The sequence below is a fragment of the Alphaproteobacteria bacterium genome (assembly GCA_002869105.1).
Taxonomy (GTDB): Bacteria; Pseudomonadota; Alphaproteobacteria; order UBA7879; family UBA7879; genus UBA7879.
In genome coordinates this window covers 1-18543 of sequence record PKTP01000002.1, presented here as the reverse complement: position 1 = coordinate 18543, position 18543 = coordinate 1, and the positions used below count along the sequence as shown (strand labels likewise).

Here is an 18543-nt window from a genome sequence, read left to right as displayed (position 1 = left end):
AGTCTTGATTATTCCACTGTAACAGATTTGGCTAGATTCCGAGGTTGATCAACATCCGTTCCTTTCTGCAACGCCACATGATAGGCTAATAATTGCAAGGGGATGGTAAACATAAAGGGCGATAAAAACTCGGAAACAACGGGGGTTTTAATTCGCTGAATATCTTGATCTATCATTTCTTGATGAGAAGGCTCATCGGCGATTAAAATAACCTTTCCTTCTCGGGAGAGAATTTCTTGAATATTCGAGTGCATTTTATCCATCAATAATTTCGAAGAAACCAATGCCACAACCGGCATGTTCTCATCAATCAAAGCAATGGGGCCATGTTTTAATTCACCGGCTCCATAGGCCTCGGCATGGATGTATGAAAGCTCTTTCAACTTTAGCGCGCCCTCAGCAGCCATAGGAAAACCGCTTCCGCGTCCTATATAAATGGCGTGATCCTTGTTAACAAAAAAGCGGGCTAAACTCTGGATATGCTCATCATGGGTCAATTCATCTTGCAATAATTGCGGCAAGGTCATCAAATCATCGAGCATTTGCCAAGGGACATGCGCATCAACGCGGCCTTTATGGGCTTGCGCTAGGGCAATGGTCAAACACCCTAAAACCGTGATTTGCGCTGTAAAGGCCTTGGTAGATGCCACGCCAATTTCAGGGCCTGCGTGCAATTCAATGGTGGCATCACACTCATGCGCTAACGTGCTTTCAGGCACATTAACCAAAGCCAAACATTTTTTACCTTGGCTTTTAGCATACTGCATGGCCGAAAGCGTATCGGCTGTTTCCCCTGATTGTGAAATAAAGATACATAAATCGACATCACCCAAAGGGGGCGCGCGGTATCGAAATTCTGAGGCAACATCCACTTCTGCTGCAATCCCGACATTTTTTTCAAGCCAGTTTTTACCCACAAGACCGGCGTAATAAGAAGTGCCACACGCCACGATCATCACCCGTCTCACAGCAGCCAAATCAATATTATCCAAAGGAAGATGTACAGCGTGATTTTCATGATCCGCATAGGCTGTCAAGATATCACCAACAACCGTAGGCTGTTCATAGATCTATTTGAGCATAAAGTGACGAAAATTCCCCTTACCAATTTGCACGCCGGTGGCTCGTGATTGTTTTACTGATCTATCAACCTGCTGATGGTTTTCATCATACAGTTGATAACCACTTGACGTAACAAAGGCATAATCACCATCTTCTAAATAACAAATTTGGTTGGTAAAGGGCGCCAAGGAAAGGGCGTCTGAACCCACGAAAAATTCACCATCTTTTTGAGCAATGGCCAAGGGGCTGCCACGGCGCGCACAAAAAATCGTATCCGGGTGATCGTGAAACAACACCGCCAGCGCAAAAGCACCTTCAAGTTGATACAAGCATCGCCGCACTGCAGCTTCAAGTGTTTTCTCCTCTTTCAGAAGAGCGCTCAATAAATGCGCAACAACCTCGGTATCTGTTTCACTTTCAAACACATGCCCTTTTTGTTCTAGGCTTTTCTTTAAATCTAGATAATTCTCAATGATGCCATTATGAACCACAGCCACCTTATCGGTTGCATGCGGATGCGCATTATTAACAGTTGGTTTGCCATGTGTTGCCCAACGTGTGTGGGCAATGCCTATTTTTCCGTCAATGGGATTATCCTGGAGTAAGGTTTCTAAATTTTTGATTTTACCTTGTGCGCGGCGCCTTTGAATCGCACCCTCAGAGATAATGGCAACGCCCGCAGAATCATACCCTCTATATTCAAGCCGCTTTAGACTTTCAATTAAGTCTGGAACAATATTTTGACGCCCAATAATACCAATGATGCCACACATTTTTTCTAGTCCTTTTTTTGCGCGTTGATTTTTTCTTGATAGGCCTTGCCTCTGCCCGCCAAGCTTGTCTGCCTGGAGCGTGCAACCGATAAGGCGCCATCATCAACAGAGTTTGTAATCGTGCTCCCTGCTGCAATCACCACATCATTTCCCAATTGGATGGGGGCAACAAGACTGGTATTGGATCCGATGAAACAATGATCGCCAATACGGGTTGGATGTTTATGGGCGCCATCATAATTACACGTAATGGTGCCAGCGCCAATATTGCTTGCCTGACCCACAACTGTATCTCCGCAATAGGATAAATGATTCACCTTACTATGGGGGCCCAAAGTGGTATTTTTAAGCTCAACGAAATTGCCAACTCTAGAGTGCATAGACAAATGCGTTTGGGGACGAATGCGGGCAAAGGGCCCAATTTCTACATTTTGCTCAACCTGGCATCCTTCGATGTGACTAAACGATTTAATGTGACATCCCGTTGCAATTGATACACCCGGCCCAAAAACAACATGGGGCGCGATCACAACATCTGCCTCAATTTGGGTATCATAGGAAAAGAAAACGGTTTGAGGCACCTGAAGCGTCACGCCTTTTTCCAGCATCGCCTCCCGAGTCATGTCCTGAAATATCTTCTCAGCTCTCGCTAAATCAGCCCGGCTGTTAATACCCTGAATTTCACGCTCCTCGGCGTGGCTATAGGTTGTTTTCAACCCTTGAGTGCGGGCATGTTTCACAATATCTGTTAAGTAAAATTCCCCACCTGTATTATCATCGGTCAAAAGATTTAAAAGACCGGGGAGCTTTTTTGCTGAAACCAATAAAATCCCTGAGTTGCAGAGTGTGTGTTTCCCCAGCTCACCCTCTGGCAGTTCTTTCGCCTCGATGATGCTCTCTACGGATCCATCTGCTGCAACATGAAGCCGGCCATATCGATTGGACTTCGTTACGGTTGCCGCTAGGATGGCAATGTCAGCCTGGCTTTTTTTCTTCTGATCAATCAATTTTTGCACTGTTTCTGGCTGAATCAACGGTACATCGGCGCACAAAATAAGTATGTCACCTTCTAACTTTTCAATCCACGTCAGCGCACTTTGCACCGCATGGCCCGTTCCCCTGGCGGGGGATTGAATAAATCGCGGGCATTTTTCGTTGAACTCAGGCAAGGTCGGTGAAGCAACAATCGCCATGTTTTGGGCGTTAACAGCTCGGGCCAATTGAATGACATGCTGAATCAGTGAAAGCCCAGCCACTTTATGCAGAGGCTTTGCTAGGCTTGATTTCATCCGCGTTCCTTCACCCGCAGCTAAGATTAAGGCATTCAACATATCAAGCACCCTTGCATAATTGATCCCGCATAGAGATCATCTGATCAAAAGCTGGCAAATCTTGACTTGGGCCAATGGTTGCAAGCGTCAGGTTACTTTTTAAAGTATGCGCCAAGGCTAATCGAACCTCATCCATCGATACTTGATCGATAAAAGAAACCAATTCTTGCGGGCTGTAGATGGTGCCCAAAAGCAAATAATTCGTCGCCAACCGCCTGCATCGTGATGTCGTGCTTTCAAATGCCATCAATATCGAGGCTTTAAGTTGGTTCTTGGCCCGGTCTAATTCTTGAACCGTCATACCTTTTTGAGCCTGCCCCAATGTTTCAAACAAGGTATTGATCAGGACTTGGCTTTCTTTTTGGCCAGTCCCGGCATACACCCCAAAGACCCCCGCATCAGAATAGCTTGAACTGAAGGCGTAAACAGCATAAGCTAAGCCTTTCTTTTCACGCACCTCCTGGAAAAGACGCGAAGACATGCCCCCGCCCAAAACTGTCGACAAAATCATCATCGGAAAATAGGAAGCAGATCTCAAACTACACCCGTTAAACCCAAGCAAAACATGAAGCTGATCAAGATCTTTCACTTTGTGAAACGCGCCACCACAATAAGTTGGCATTATTTTTTCTTCGACGCCGCCCTCTTTTTTGAGTCCAGAAAAATGTTTAGCGACCTGATCAACAAGCTGATCATGATCCAAGTTCCCCGCTGCTGAAACCACCATCTGCTCCGGTCTATAATGCGCTTTCATAAACCCCATTAAATCTTCCCGTTTCATTGATTTAACGGTTGCAACCGGTCCCAAGATAGACCTTCCGATTGCATGATCTGGAAAGCACTGGCTTTCAAAGTAATCATAGACAATGTCACTGGGGGTATCATTGGTTTGGCCAATTTCTTGAATGATCACCTCACGTTCACGATCCATTTCATGGGGATCAAACGTTGAGTTCTGCAAGATGTCCGCTAAAATCTCAACACCAAGATTCAAGTCTTTCTTGAGGAGCCTTGCATAATAAGCCGTGATCTCTCGAGAGGTGTATGCATTTAAATACCCACCCACTTGCTCAACTTCTTCAGCTATTTGCTGAGCGCTGCGGGTATGGGTGCCTTTAAAGGCCATATGCTCAAGAAAATGGGCAGCGCCATTGATTGATTCTGGCTCATTGCGACTGCCAACCCGCACCCAGACACCTAAAGAAACGGTTTCAACATGAGGGATGGTATCACTGATTACCGTGAGGCCGTTTGGCAATTTTGTTTGTGTAACTGGCATGGCTAATGTGATTGATTTATTTGAGGGATAAATGTAACGTGAGACTGAAAAAATGTAAAATAAAAAGAGTTTCAAACTATTTCTAATACATGACTCAATTTAAATCAAAAGCCCTACAAGAATTAAGCGATCGCGGTTTTATTTACCAGTGCACAGACTTAGATGCCCTCGATGCGGCCATGGCTGAAAAACCCATCACATTTTACTGTGGCTATGATGCAACAGCCGACAGCCTCCATATTGGCAATCTTCTCACCATTATGGCAGCACGTATTATGCAACGTCATGGGCACAAACCCCTGATGATCGTTGGCGGGGGGACCTCAAAAATTGGCGATCCTACTGGACGGTCAAAAGAGCGAAATCTCCTGGATGACGCTGCAGTTGATGGACATATCGACGGCATTAAAAAATCTTTACAACCATTCATTGATTTTAATGACGAATCCCCCAACGGCGCCTTGCTGTTAAACAATGACACGTGGCTCCAAGATCTCAAATATCTTGACTTCCTGCGGGCGTACGGCCCCCATTTCACCATCAATCGGCTCCTCACGTTTGACAGTGTACGTACCCGCCTTGAACGGGAATCCCCGCTCAGCTTTCTTGAGTTTAACTACATCCTCATTCAAGCTTATGACTTCTTATATTTGAATCGAAACTATACCTGCCAGCTGCAAATCGGCGGGTCAGACCAATGGGCCAATATGCTCAATGGCTATGAATTGATTCGCAAGTTAGAAAAATCACCCTCGTTTGCGCTGACGCTTCCCCTGATCGAAAATTCTGAAGGGGAAAAAATGGGCAAAACAGCCGCGGGCGCTGTGTGGATTAATTCAGATAAATTACCCGCTCTTGATTACTGGCAGTTCTGGCGCAACGTCTCCGATCAAGATGTTTTAAAGCTGGTGCGGTTATACACAGACCTCTCCATGGATGACATTCAACCCTATGAAAAGTTGAAAGGCGCTGATCTCAACAAAGCCAAAATTTTACTGGCGGATCAGACCACAACTTTAGCCCATGGCAAGGATGTGCTCTCGGCCATTCACGCAACTGTTGGCGCTCACTTTTCCAAAGAGGAGCAAAATCTTGAGGTTGATGGCCACGATGACGCCGGCAACCCCCTTATCAAAACGGCAGCGCCGATCCTCCAGCTAAAAGCTTCAGACATAGAGGCTGGCTATGGCTTGGTGCAAGCCTTGGTCCAACTCGGGTTTGCTAAAAGCAATGGTGAGGCCCGCCGCCTCATTCAAGGCGGTGGCTGCCGGATCAATGACGAGAAAATTGTAGAAGAGCGCTCCTTAAAAAACACTGACATCCGCACGCCAGGCGTCATCAAAATTGCCGCGGGTAAAAAGAAACTTGGCTACATCCAGGTGCTGTCATGACCTATGTTGTCACCGATAAATGCATCAACTGTGTCTACACGGACTGCGTCGAAGTATGCCCCGTTGACTGCTTTTTTGTAGGGGAGAACATGTTGGTCATCGATCCCGAGATTTGCATTGATTGTGGTGTTTGCGTGCCTGAATGCCCGGCTGATGCCATCATTCCCGACACAGATCCTCATACCGAAGATTGGGTTGCTTTTAATCAAAAATATGCCAAAATCTGGCCGAATATTCTCACCAAAAAGCCCCATCGTCCCGATGCCCAGCAATGGGAAAATACGCCCAATAAAATGAAATATTTTTCAGAAGAGCCTGGTCAAGGTTAACCCTTAAATCGAAAGGTAAAATTATGTTAAGAGACCGTATCCAAACCGATATAAAAGAAGCCCTTAAGCAAGGTCAAAAAGACAAGCTGGCTATTTTAAGAATGATTCTATCTGGCATCAAAGATAAAGATGTGGCTGTCCGCGTTGACACCACCAGCGCGACAGAAGCCCAGGATGAGTATATCCTCAAACTACTGGAAACCATGATCAAGCAGCGCCGTCAAAGCATCGACCTTTACACGCAAGGAAACCGTTCAGACTTAGCTGCAAAAGAACAAGCTGAAATCGCCGTTTTACAAGAGTTTTTACCACAACAACTCACCGAAGCTGAACAAGAGCAAGCCATCAAAGCCTGCATTCAAGAAGCGGGCGCTTCCTCTGTTCGAGACATGGGCGCTGTCATGTCATGCCTCAAGCAAAAATATGCCGGCCAAATGGATTTTGCCAAGGCCTCTGCGCACATTAAATCGCTGCTCAACTAACATGAAAAGTGGGAGTGCCATTCAAGATCAAATCCGTGAACGGATCACGCTCTCCGACCTCGTTGGCAAACGCGTTAAGCTCAAACGCGCGGGTAAAGAATTTTCGGGTCTGTGCCCGTTTCATGGTGAAAAAACGCCCTCTTTCACGGTGAATGATCAAAAGGGATTTTTTCATTGTTTTGGTTGCGGCGCTCACGGTGATGTCTTTGGCTTTCTGATGCAAGAAAGTGGTTTGAGTTTTCCTGAAGCGCTTAAGAGAGCCGCCGAGATTGCCGGGGTCCAACTGCCCACCACAATGGAAGCTGGCCCTCGTTTATCGCCAGCGCAATTACAAGCCCGCGATCGTCTATTCCAACTGATGCGGCATGCAGCTGATTTTTACGTTCAGAACTTGCAACGCCATGAAGCCACCGACGCCCAAAAATACCTTCAAAGCAGAGGCTTAACATCTCAAACCCTTCAGGCCTTCAGCATTGGTTTTGCTTCTCCCGGTCGCACCAAGCTCATGGATTATTTACAGCAACAAGGATTTGATCTGAAAGAAATAGAGGCAGCCGGATTGATCAGCGCCCGCGACAAGGGAGAGGCCGTCGATAAATTTCGGGGACGCATTATTTTCCCCATCCATAATGTCAAAGGCCAAGTGGTTGCCTTTGGTGGCAGGGCTCTGTTAAGCCAACAAGAACCTAAATATCTTAACTCGCCAGAAACAGAGCTTTTTCATAAAGGGTCGCTTTTATATCATTTCAAAAACGTTCAAGATCAAAGCGCTTCCGACCAATCTGTGATTTTGGTTGAAGGGTATATGGATGTTATTAAACTCTCCCAAGCCGGCTATCCAAAGGCTGTAGCGCCCCTGGGCACCGCGGTCACACCAGAACAAATTATTGCCCTATGGCGCCTTGATCGAAATCCTATTATTGTCATGGATGGTGATACCGCTGGCATACGTGCTCAAAAACGTGTGATTGAACGCGCCATGCCGCTGATCACGTCTGAAAGGACCTTGCGCTTTCTCACCCTGCCACAAGGACAAGATCCGGATAGTTTTATTGATGAAAACGGACTGCCTGCTTTTCAGTCACTGCTCACTCAATCAAAAAGCCTGGTGGATCAACTTTGGCATCTGTACTTTCTTTCCATCGATCAAGATACCCCCGAAAAGCGCACACAAATTGACAAAAATTTATGGGAATTAACCTCTTCTATTCAAGATCCTTCTTTACAAAAAAATTATCAAAGTGACCTGTTGCAAAAAACCAAAAGCCATCGATCCGCCTTGTATCAAAGACGTAACGTTTCCACGCCTCTCTCTCCACGCAAAAAAATCAAACATCCTCACAAAATTGATCTCAATCGTCGCTTGTTGCTTTACCTGGCCATCCGGTATCCAAATTTAGTCATCGATCATGAGGAAGATTTTTCAGAGATTGATTTTCCTGCCAGTCATCAGACTTTGCAAAAAGAATGTCTAGACTTTTGCGCCACTCAGAAACCAATCCATGAAGATGGTTGGCTCTCTCATCTTCAGGCCAAAGAAGCGTACCGTGATATTTTGTCCGAATTTGACATCACGTTTATCCGTAGCCATTTGCCGGGACTCCACAATGATCCTGACGCTTCAACGCTCACAGAAGTTTGGCAAAAAACCATGCAAGCACTCAACCAAGAAAAGCAGGACAAACTTGCGGAAGAGATGCGGCAAAGGTTTGAAGACGACCCAACAGAAGAAAATTGGAAACAGTTCTTAAAGCACACCAATACCTAGAGACATAGCGCTCAACGCTGAGAAGCTTTAGGAGAGCAACCTTTGGCCGTTTATATTTTTCCGTGGCACTGCTTGTATTTTTTGTCCGACCCACATGGACAAGGATCATTCCGCGCAACGCGTCCCCATGTCTGTGGTTTTTTCGGGTTAAAATCCTCCGACCGTTGCCGCGACATCACCGTGTGCGCTGCAGCTGCTTGATCGCCAGATGCCGCAAGGGCCGGGTCTTCAAATGATTCTGTCATTTCTCTTGGTTCATCAGGGATCAACTCTTCTTGCTGAAACGTTTCCATGAAATTAAAGTTAAACAAAATCATCAATGCTTGCTCTCTCAAGCGTTGTAACATTTCTTCGAACATCAAGAACGATTCCCGCTTGTATTCATTTAACGGATCTTTCTGTCCATAGGCACGCAAATTAATGCCTTGGCGCAATTGATCCATGGATAACAAGTGGTCTTTCCAGGTTTGGTCCAAAACACGGAGAAGAACAGACTTTTCAATTTCACGTAAGCCCTCTTCAGGAAATCCTTCAAATTTCTTTTTGTACGTATGGTCTGCTTCTTGCCTCAGGCGCTCATGCATCTCTTCATTGGCAATCCCTTCCTCTTCAGCCCACTTGTGAATGGGCAGATCCAAACCAAAAATCGTCTGCATCCCTTCTTTCATAGAGTCTAAATTCCACTGATCTGGCATACTCTTTTCAGGCATCGCTTGGCCCACTAAGTCATCAATAACCTCAAGGCGCATGTCCAACACAACATCACTGAGATCCTTGCTTTCCATAAATTCATGGCGCTGTTGGTAGATGATTTTTCGCTGCTCGTTCATCACATCATCGTACTTGAGCAAATGCTTCCGCATGTCAAAGTTACGGGCCTCCACTTTGGTTTGTGCCCGTTCAATGGCTTTGTTAATCCAGGGGTGAATAATCGCCTCACCCTCTTTAAGTCCAAGTTTCTGAAGCATGCCATCGAGCCGCTCAGAGCCAAAGATCCGCATTAAATCATCCTGGAGAGAAAGGAAAAATTTAGAGGCACCTGGATCTCCTTGTCGTCCAGAACGACCCCGGAGCTGATTATCAATCCGGCGGCTTTCGTGACGTTCTGTTCCAATGACATACAGCCCCCCAGCTTCCATAACCCGGCGCTTGGATTCAGCATGCTCTGCAACGATACGCTCGGTGATTTTTTTTATGTCACTCTCCGACTTTGCTTTCTCAATGGCGTTTTCAACCATCAGATCTTTGTTGCCACCCAGCTTAATATCTGTGCCTCGACCCGCCATGTTGGTTGCAATAGTGATGGTGCCAGGCACCCCAGCTTGTTCAATAATAGATGCCTCTTTTTCATGATGGTGGGCATTCAACACATTATGCTTAATGTGTTGACGTTTCAAAAAATCAGAAATTTCTTCAGACTTTTGAATGCTCGCAGTTCCAATCAAAACAGGTTGCTGACGGCCTTGACACTCTTGCACCACTTTCAAGATCGCTTGAAACTTCTCAGCCTCGGTTCGGTACACTTCGTCATCTAAATCTTTCCGAGCGATGGGAACATTTGTTGGTAGCGCCACAACTTCTAATCCATAGATATCAGCAAATTCCGCTGCCTCTGTCATGGCCGTACCGGTCATCCCTGAAAGCTTGGGGTATAAACGGAAAAAATTCTGGAAAGTAATGGATGCCAGTGTTTGATTTTCCATTTGAATGGGCATGTTTTCTTTGGCTTCGATGGCCTGATGGAGCCCATCTGACAAACGACGTCCCTCCATCATCCGCCCCGTGAACTCATCAATCAACATCACTTGATTGTCCCGGATGATGTATTCCTTATCACGCTGATAAAGCGTGTGCGCTTTTAACGCCTGATTCAAATGATGAACCATGCTGACATTTTGAATGTCATATAAAGATTCGCCCTTAAGAAGATCGGCCTTACGACTCAAGTCTTCGACTTTTTCCATCCCCTGTTCCGTAAAGTTTACATTGTGCTGTTTTTCATCCTTATCATAATCTTCAGGGGCCAATTGTTTCACAATTAGATTGGCCGACACATAAAGCTCGGATGTATCATCCGTTGTGCCTGATATGATCAAAGGTGTGCGCGCCTCATCAATCAAAATACTGTCCATCTCATCGACGATCGCATAATGAAATCCACGCTGAACCATGTCTTCTTTGTTAAATTTCATGTTGTCACGCAGATAGTCGAACCCAAGCTCGTTGTTGGTAGCATAGGTAATATCAGCGGCATAAGCGTCACGGCGCTGATCATCATTCATTTCATGAAAAATACAGCCAACAGTCAGACCCAAGAACCGATGAACTTGGCCCATCCACTCAGAGTCCCGTTTTGCCAAATAGTCGTTCACCGTCACAATATGAACCCCCTTACCCGGAAGCGCATTTAGATAAGCAGAAAGGGTTGAAACCAACGTTTTCCCTTCCCCCGTTTTCATCTCGGCAATCATGCCCCGGTCGAGCACCATCCCCCCCATCAACTGAACATCGTAATGACGCTCCCCAAGAACACGTTTAGCGGCCTCCCGAACCACTGCAAATGCCTGGGGCAAGATGCTGTCATGGGACTCACCCTTGGCTAAGCGTTCCCGAAAAGCCGTTGTTTTTTCTTTTAGCTCAGCATCAGATAGGCTGGAAATAGCAGGTTCAAGCGCGTTGATTTCCTCAACTTTTTTGCTCAAGCGTTTAATAATTTTATCGTTCTCTGAGCCAAAAATACGCTTAATAACACCTAACATACATATCCTCTAAATAATTTTGTGCAGTATACTAATACACCAACCGAATTGCCAGCATTGATCATGATTGATCAGGATTTTCACGGCCGAGGTTTTTCATTTTTTTATCCCCGGTTCCAATGCCTGCTGATATCACTTCTCGCTCACGCGTTTCGATGGGAGCTACCGTTTCCATGGTTTTCTTTGAATCAATACCAAGCCCCTCAAAACGCCGCGCACTCACCATTACCCGCTGCTCAAAAGACCCCACTGTTTGGTTATAAGACTGTAACGTCTGACCCAAGTGTCGTCCCATTTTACTTAAGTGCTGCGTCAAATCCGCCAAGCGATCGTACAAGGTTTGTCCAAGCTTGCTAATTTCACGGGCGTTTTCAGTCAGCTTTTCTTGTCGCCAGCCATAAGCCACGGAACGCAGCAAGGCAATCAGCGTTGTGGGGGTCGATAAAATTACTTTATTATCAGCGCCCAGTTCAATCAGACCTGGATCCTGTTGTAAGGCCGCACTAAAAAACTGCTCTCCTGGCAAAAACAGCACCACAAATTCTGGCGACGGCTCAAATTGGCTCCAATAGGATCGAGCGCTTAGTTGCTTGATGTGTTGGCGAATGAGGCGCGCATGGCTTTGATATTTCAAAGCTTTCTTTGTGGGATCATCGATTTCCATGGCCTCTAAATAAGCGCTCATTGGTGCCTTGGCATCAATGACTACTTTCTGACCACCGGGCAAATTAACAACCATATCAGGCCGAAGCGGGGCATTCGCGCCTGCTTCTCCGCGATGGTGTACTTGCTCCATAAAATCACAGTGGGCCAACATGCCGGCCATTTCAACCACACGTTTCAGTTGAATCTCTCCCCACCGGCCCCGAACCATTGGCGTTTTTAGCGCGTGCACTAAATTCACTGTTTCAGCCCGGAGCTCTTTTTGAGCAGTTAGCAAATGATCCACTTGGCTTTTAAGGCCTTCATATGCCCCAACTCGGTTTTTCTCGACCTCATTCAAGCGGGTATCAATTTTATCCAAACTCTCGCGCATCGGCTTAACAAAGTCAGCGATTGATCTTTGCCTTGAGCTTAAGTCTTGCTGCGCCCCTTGCTGAATTTTTTCAAACGTCAATTTGGCAACTTCAATAAATTCCTGGCTGTTTTTTGACAACGCCTGAGAAGATAAGTTCTGAAATGTTTCTTTGAGTCGATTTTCTGATTGCTCCATCAGCTTAATCTTTTCTTCAAAGTTTTGGCGTTCGTGTTTTTGGGCTGTTTCTAATTCTGCAATGAGTTTTTGCGCCTGGATAAACTCTTGCTGCAAGGCCTGAAATTTTTCAATTTCCTCTTTCGTTTGCATCAACTGCTCCACCAAGAGCTGATTTTTTTGAAGCAAACTCTCAACTTGCCATTTAAGCTTAGCTTGCTGTTGATTGGCTCTAAAAACAGCTAAAAAATAGCCCAAAACACCCCCTAAAAGTGTCAAAACAGGGGCAAAAACGATTAAATTTTGACTTATTTCACTCACATTTTCTCCTTTTTTGTCTCATTTAAGTAAAAAAAAATGGACTTTTTTATTCCCGGTGGCATGATCATAACATGGTTCAAGGATTACTCGGCATTGCCGTCATACTAATTATTGCACGACTCTTTTGTGACAATAGCAAACTGGTCCGCTATGGCCCAGTCTTAAAAGCCTTTTGCCTTCAAGTCACTGTTGCATTCTTGATCCTCCATTTCAAGGTCGTCCAAAAGGGTGTTGATCACATCGGCACAGGCCTGACTGCTTTGCGCAACGCCACACTGGCTGGAACTTCCTTTGTCTTTGGGTATCTGGGAGGCAATCCCTGTCCCTTCCAAATCACATCCAAATCCAGTACGTTTATTTTTGCCTTTCAAGCGCTACCGCTGGTCATTGTCGTCAGTGCCTTGGCCATGCTGCTCTTCCACTGGCGTGTCTTACCATTTTTTCTCCGCATTCTTTCTCGTATTTTCCAACCGCTTCTCGGCATTGGGGGCGCCCTTGGAACATGCAGTGCAGCAAAACTTTTCCTGAGCCAAACTGAAACACCTCTCTTGATCAAACCTTATATCAACAAGCTCTCAAAGGGAGAGCTCTTTTCTTTAATGACATTGGGCATGGCAACAACCGCTGGCAGTGTGCTTGTTATTTATGCGCTGATTTTAGGGGAATATGTTCCAAACATCATGATGCATCTGATCAGTGCTTCCCTCATCAACATCCCCGGTGCGATTGCCATTTCTCGTCTGATGGTGCCTCATGATCTCATTCCCACCGATGGCACGGCCAGCCACCCTTTTCAATTCCAAAATAGCCTGGATGCCATCTATGAAGGAACCAGCCAAGGCCTCAAACTCTTTTTGAACATTATTGCTGCCATCATTGTCTTCATTGCCCTGATCTACCTCGCCAATAGCATTCTGCAAACCATTGGCAATTTATTTGATCTTAAAATTTCTTTACAAATCATCCTTGGCTTGATCTTCAAACCCCTTGTATGGCTGATGGGCGTGCCCTGGGAAGAAACCACTCAAGCAGGGGCGATCTTGGGTCTTAAAACCATTATCAATGAAATGGTTGCCTTCGAGGCTTTTTCCAAAGTGCCTGCTGATCAACTGTCAGACAAAGCCCGGGTAATTATGACGTATGCCCTCTGCGGCTTTGCCAACCTCAGCAGCATTGGTATTCAAATTGCCACCTTGGGGGGGGGACCATTGCGCAAGATCGGCGCTCTCAGGTTATCTCTCTGGGGTTCAGAGCGCTGATTGCCGGTACACTCGCTTTCTTGCCTTAGCGGTACAATTGTTGGACTCCTCATGCTATTGTAAGCCTTATGGCAACCTTTAAAATCGAATCCTCTTTTCAACCGCAAGGTGATCAGCCCCAAGCCATCCAATCCCTGGTCAAAAGCCTTCGGGAAAACAATCGAAATCAAGTTCTTCTTGGGGTGACGGGCTCTGGCAAGACGTTTACCATCGCCAACGTTATTCAAGAACTCCAGCGCCCGACGCTGGTTCTAGCTCCCAACAAAACACTTGCCGCCCAACTTTATGGCGAGATGAAGGAATTTTTTCCCAACAATACGGTTGAGTATTTTGTTTCCTATTATGATTACTATCAGCCTGAAGCCTACGTTCCGCGTACAGATACGTATATTGAAAAAGAAGCTTCGATCAATGAACAGCTCGATCGGATGCGTCACGCTGCCACCCGCGCGCTCCTTGAAAAAGATGATGCCATCATTGTAGCCAGTGTCTCGTGCATTTATGGCATTGGTGGCGTTGAAACCTACAGTGGCATGGTCATTCCTATCAACAAAGGTTTGGAAATCACCCCCCAAAATCTCAGTCGGAAGCTCTCAGAAATTCAATACAAACGAAATGATTTCATGCTGCAACGCGGCACCTTCCTCATCAAGGGGGATACCTTTGAAATTTTCCCCTCTCACCTTGATGATCGCGCTTGGCGCCTCTCCTTCTTTGGCGATGAGATTGAAAGCGTTCAAGAAATTGATCCCCTAACAGGTGAGATTATGACCACTCTTGAGCAAGTCAAAGTCTATCCCAACAGTCACTATGTCACCCCTACGCCCACCATCCATCAGGCCATTAAACACATCCAAGCCGATCTTCAAGAGCGTCTTAAAGAATTTGAAGAAGCGGGAAAACTATTGGAAGCCCAACGTCTACGGGAGCGGGTCACCTTTGACATTGAAATGCTTCAAAGCACCAGCTTTTGTTCGGGGATTGAAAATTATTCACGCTATTTAACCGGCCGTCCCCCTGGATCAGCCCCGCCAACACTCTTTGAATACCTTCCCAAAGACGGCTTGCTGGTGGTTGATGAAAGTCATATTAGCGTCCCGCAGCTCAGCGCCATGTACAAAGGCGATGCCTCGCGTAAAAACACACTCTCCGAACATGGATTTCGTTTGCCAGCCTGCAAAGATAACCGTCCGCTCAAGTTTGAAGAATGGGATGAGTTGCGCCCTCAAACCGTGTTTGTTTCTGCCACGCCTGGGCCTTGGGAAATGGCGCAAACTCAGGGAGAATACGTCGAACAAGTCATTCGCCCCACCGGCTTACTAGACCCTGTTTGTGAAATCCGTCCCACCAAAGACCAGGTTGATGATCTGATCGCTGAATGTCTGAAACGGGCTAAAAAACAGGAACGTGTCTTAGTCACAACCTTGACCAAGAAAATGGCTGAGGCGCTCTCTGAATACATGTCGGAAGCAGGCCTAAAAGTGCGCTATATTCACTCAGATGTCGACACCCTCGAACGGATCGAAATCATCCGTGATTTGCGCCTGGGCATCTTTGATGTGCTAATCGGTATCAATCTTTTACGCGAAGGACTTGATATCCCCGAGTGCTCGTTGGTGGCTATTTTAGATGCTGATAAAGAGGGATATTTAAGATCAAAAACATCGCTGATTCAAACCATTGGCCGGGCAGCACGCAATCTGCATGGCATCGCGATTTTATATGCAGATCGCATGACCAAATCCATGGACGCTGCCCTTGAAGAAGCCAACCGCCGTCGCCACAAACAAGAGGCCTATAATCAAGAGCATGGCTTGACACCAGCTTCCATCCAAAAACGCATCCAAGATATTGGCGGCCAAATTTATGCGGGCAAAGAAGCGGAACGCAAAGCCAAGCAAGAAAGCTTGCTCACCCCGAAACAGGCAGAAAAGAAAATTGATTCCTTACGCAAACAAATGCTGAAGGCTGCCAGTGATTTAAATTTTGAACAAGCCGCTTCCATCCGGGATCAAATCAAAGAGATTGAACAAAATATTTTGAAAATATAAAGCTCAGGAAAAGTCTTCTCACTTATTGCTCTTGAAAGTTTTTTCAAATGTAACAAGATTTTCACCCCCGCCATAAATAGCAAAATGGATTTGGGATAAATTATTCCCCACCTCTTGAATGGCTTTTTGATATAGCCGTGCAACAACCGTAGGATCTCCCCCAAAGACACCACATCCAAAAGCACCTGCCACTAAAACGTCTGCACCAATCATCTTTGCAGCTTGGATCTGCCCTTTAATCTTAGCATACATCAAATCTTGATACTCTTGATCGCTAAGCACACTCCCTCTCAGGTCAACAGCTGGCACAGAGATGATATCGAGCTCAACAGGCTTTTCCAACTCTAGATCCTCATCATCACGAACAACCAGTCCCCTTTCCGTGATAAAGAGTTCCCTGTCTTGAATTGGGTATTGATCAGCGGCAAGCATTTGTTGTAATTCACTCTCAAGCGTTGTCGCTCGTCTGAGTGACCCTTCTTGGGCACCGCCCGGATAATAGGCGTTAGCAAAATTGATCACAGCAATACGTTTGTTTTCACCTCGATTTTGAAAGGTATTAGCCAACCTTAATGCTACAGATATCGTTGATTCATCGCTTAAGTTAATCATAGGGGATTTTTTTTCTTTAGAGTCTTGTGAAGGGCCCTTCAAATCTTCAAACGTATATTTTGCTGTTCTTGTTTGTAATGGCTGCGCTGCTGAAGAAGACGCATGGATTTGAGCTACGATTCCAACAAATAAAAACCCCATAAAGAGTAGATAAACATTTTGTTTCATAGTTTTTTTCATAATTTTTTCCATGCATTTTCATAAGTTATATTGTTTTACTCAGACTCCTTAGCTTTTTGCCAATACCGTAGCTTTTCCTCTCGCGGCAGCCCCTTAAGACTTTTCAACCCAACGGTCCTCAGTTGTTCTTCAATTTTCAACACCCGAGATTCAAGTTTATCAAGGCTTTGATCGATAATGTCCGCTTCGGAGAATCCCAAAAAATCGATAAGACAAAAAACCGCATGGGTCAAATCCCCTAGTTCATCTTTGATACGCTTATCACCCTCTTGATTCTCAATGGCTGATCGAACTTCTGCCAGCTCTTCTTCAATTTTTTCTAAAATCCCTTGGGAATCCGTCCAAATAAAATCGAGCTGATTTTTCTTTTCTTTAAATTCTTGAAGCCTTTGAAATATTTTCTGATCAGTCATAAGAAAGCTCTTTTGCCTACTATACGTATTCGTTAGATAATAATAGCATTAAAAGTAATAAAAGGAAGGCCTCCTACATAATGAAACATAGAAACGATAAATTTTTAGAGTAGAAATTATTAAGAAAAGAAGGAAATTAAAAAAGTTTAAAAAAGAGGGGTAAAACAAGAAAGGGTAAGGCAATGACCGACTCTCCCACGACTTAAGCCGCAGTACCATAGGCGCTGTCACGTTTCACTGCTGAGTTCGAAAAGGGATCAGGTGGGACCATGACGCTATCGTCACCTCACCCTTTCTTACCTTACAAAAACCAAACATTCGAAAAAGACTTCACACTACATGCACACAATGCATTAATGAATAAGTCAATGGAGTTATTAGTACTGGTTAGCTTCATGTGTTACCACACTTTCACACCCAGCCTATCAACGTTATCATCTATAACGACTCTCATAGGAAGAACTTATCTTGAAGGGAGCTTCCCGCTTAGATGCATTCAGCGGTTATCTCTTCCTTACTTAGCTACCCAGCGGTGCCCTTGGCAGGACAACTGGTACACCAGCGGTACGTCCACCCCGGTCCTCTCGTACTATGGGCAGCTCTTCTCAATTCTTCAACGCCCACGGCAGATAGAAACCGAACTGTCTCACGACGTTCTGAACCCAACTCACGTACCACTTTAATTGGCGAACAGCCAAACCCTTGGGACCTGCTCCAGCCCCAGGATGTGATGAGTCGACATCGAGGTGCCAAACCTCCCCGTCGATGTGAACTCTTGGGGGAGATCAGCCTGTTATCCCCGGCGTACCTTTTATTCGTTGAGCGATGGCCCTTCCACGCAGCGCCACCGGATCACTATGACCAACTTTCGTTTCTGCTCGACCTGTCAGTCTCGCAGTTAAGCAGGCTTGTGCCATTACACTCTCCAGTTGATTTCCGACCAACTTGAGCCTACCTTCGTGCGCCTCCGTTACTCTTTAGGAGGCGACCGCCCCAGTCAAACTACCCACCATGCAGGGTCCTGGATCCAGTTTCATGGATCTCAGTTAGATGTCAAAACCTAAAAGGGTGGTATTTCAAGGGTGCCTCCACGTCAACTAGCGCCGACGCTTCATAGGCTCCCACCTATCCTACACATTTAGATCCTAACACCAGTGCAAAGTTGTAGTAAAGGTGCACGGGGTCTTCTCGTCTAACCGTGGGAACTCCGCATCTTCACGGAGAATTCAATTTCACTGAGGTGATGTTGGAGACAGCGGGGAAGTCGTTACGCCATTCGTGCAGGTCGGAACTTACCCGACAAGGAATTTCGCTACCTTAGGACCGTTATAGTTACGGCCG

Annotated in this window: 12 protein-coding genes, 2 rRNA genes and 1 pseudogene; 6 read left to right on the top strand and 9 right to left on the bottom strand. The window is 45.8% G+C overall.

Translation table 11 applies throughout. From position 1 onward, the window contains the following. Nucleotides 1–8: 8 nt before the first annotated feature. The 3 genes and pseudogenes from glmS to C0582_00375 form a co-directional block, all read right to left on the bottom strand. Nucleotides 9–1835 (bottom strand): annotated as a pseudogene (gene glmS, locus C0582_00385) (glutamine--fructose-6-phosphate transaminase (isomerizing)). A gap of 5 nt (nt 1836–1840) precedes the next feature. Beyond that, a complete protein-coding gene (glmU, locus tag C0582_00380; GenBank protein PLX30367.1) occupies nt 1841–3166 on the bottom strand; it encodes a bifunctional N-acetylglucosamine-1-phosphate uridyltransferase/glucosamine-1-phosphate acetyltransferase in 1326 nt (441 codons plus the stop codon). A 1-nt stretch (nt 3167) separates the two neighbouring features. Beyond that, a complete protein-coding gene (locus tag C0582_00375) occupies nt 3168–4445 on the bottom strand; it encodes a peptidase M16 (protein ID PLX30452.1) in 1278 nt (425 codons plus the stop codon). Nucleotides 4446–4534: 89 nt separating this feature from the next. Here C0582_00375 and C0582_00370 point away from each other — a divergent pair, with 89 nt between their 5' ends. The 4 genes from C0582_00370 to dnaG are packed head-to-tail and all read left to right on the top strand — an operon-like array spanning nt 4535 to nt 8415. Then, entirely contained in the window at nt 4535–5836 is a 1302-nt protein-coding gene (locus C0582_00370) for a tyrosine--tRNA ligase (protein ID PLX30366.1), read from the top strand. After that, nucleotides 5833–6165, top strand: coding sequence for a ferredoxin (locus C0582_00365; GenBank protein ID PLX30365.1), 333 nt, complete (start codon nt 5833–5835; stop codon nt 6163–6165). The genes C0582_00370 and C0582_00365 overlap by 4 nt, the downstream gene beginning before the upstream one ends. Nucleotides 6166–6188: 23 nt before the next feature. Continuing rightward, the gene (locus C0582_00360) at nt 6189–6647 is read left to right on the top strand and encodes a glutamyl-tRNA amidotransferase (protein ID PLX30364.1); all 459 of its coding nucleotides are present in this window, start codon (nt 6189–6191) and stop codon (nt 6645–6647) included. Next, nucleotides 6589–8415, top strand: coding sequence for a DNA primase (gene dnaG, locus C0582_00355; protein PLX30363.1), 1827 nt, complete (start codon nt 6589–6591; stop codon nt 8413–8415). Before C0582_00360 ends, dnaG begins: the two co-directional genes overlap by 59 nt. A 50-nt stretch (nt 8416–8465) precedes the next feature. On the opposite strand, the gene C0582_00350 is transcribed toward dnaG, so the two are convergent. Both C0582_00350 and C0582_00345 read right to left on the bottom strand, forming a co-directional pair. Next, the gene (locus tag C0582_00350) at nt 8466–11174 is read right to left on the bottom strand and encodes a preprotein translocase subunit SecA (GenBank protein PLX30362.1); all 2709 of its coding nucleotides are present in this window, start codon (nt 11172–11174) and stop codon (nt 8466–8468) included. A gap of 61 nt (nt 11175–11235) precedes the next feature. Then, nucleotides 11236–12687 carry a DNA recombination protein RmuC gene (locus C0582_00345; protein ID PLX30361.1) on the bottom strand — a complete coding sequence of 484 codons (1452 nt, stop codon included), beginning with the start codon at nt 12685–12687 and terminating at the stop codon, nt 11236–11238. A gap of 71 nt (nt 12688–12758) precedes the next feature. Here C0582_00345 and C0582_00340 point away from each other — a divergent pair, with 71 nt between their 5' ends. Both C0582_00340 and C0582_00335 read left to right on the top strand, forming a co-directional pair. After that, entirely contained in the window at nt 12759–13946 is a 1188-nt protein-coding gene (locus C0582_00340; GenBank protein PLX30360.1) for a nucleoside:proton symporter, read from the top strand. A gap of 68 nt (nt 13947–14014) precedes the next feature. After that, a complete protein-coding gene (locus C0582_00335) occupies nt 14015–15997 on the top strand; it encodes an excinuclease ABC subunit UvrB (protein ID PLX30359.1) in 1983 nt (660 codons plus the stop codon). An 18-nt stretch (nt 15998–16015) separates the two neighbouring features. On the opposite strand, the gene C0582_00330 is transcribed toward C0582_00335, so the two are convergent. The 4 genes from C0582_00330 to C0582_00315 all read right to left on the bottom strand — a co-directional run. Further along, complete coding sequence (locus C0582_00330) at nt 16016–16801, bottom strand: TIGR02452 family protein (GenBank protein PLX30358.1); 786 nt, start codon at nt 16799–16801, stop codon at nt 16016–16018. Nucleotides 16802–16824: 23 nt separating this feature from the next. Next, nucleotides 16825–17202 (bottom strand): hypothetical protein, encoded by a 378-nt coding sequence (locus C0582_00325; protein PLX30357.1) that lies wholly within the window; start codon nt 17200–17202, stop codon nt 16825–16827. Nucleotides 17203–17376: 174 nt separating this feature from the next. Further along, nucleotides 17377–17491: ribosomal RNA gene (gene rrf / locus C0582_00320) — 5S ribosomal RNA — on the bottom strand. A gap of 66 nt (nt 17492–17557) precedes the next feature. Continuing rightward, nucleotides 17558–18543, bottom strand: a 23S ribosomal RNA gene (locus C0582_00315); the annotation flags it as partial.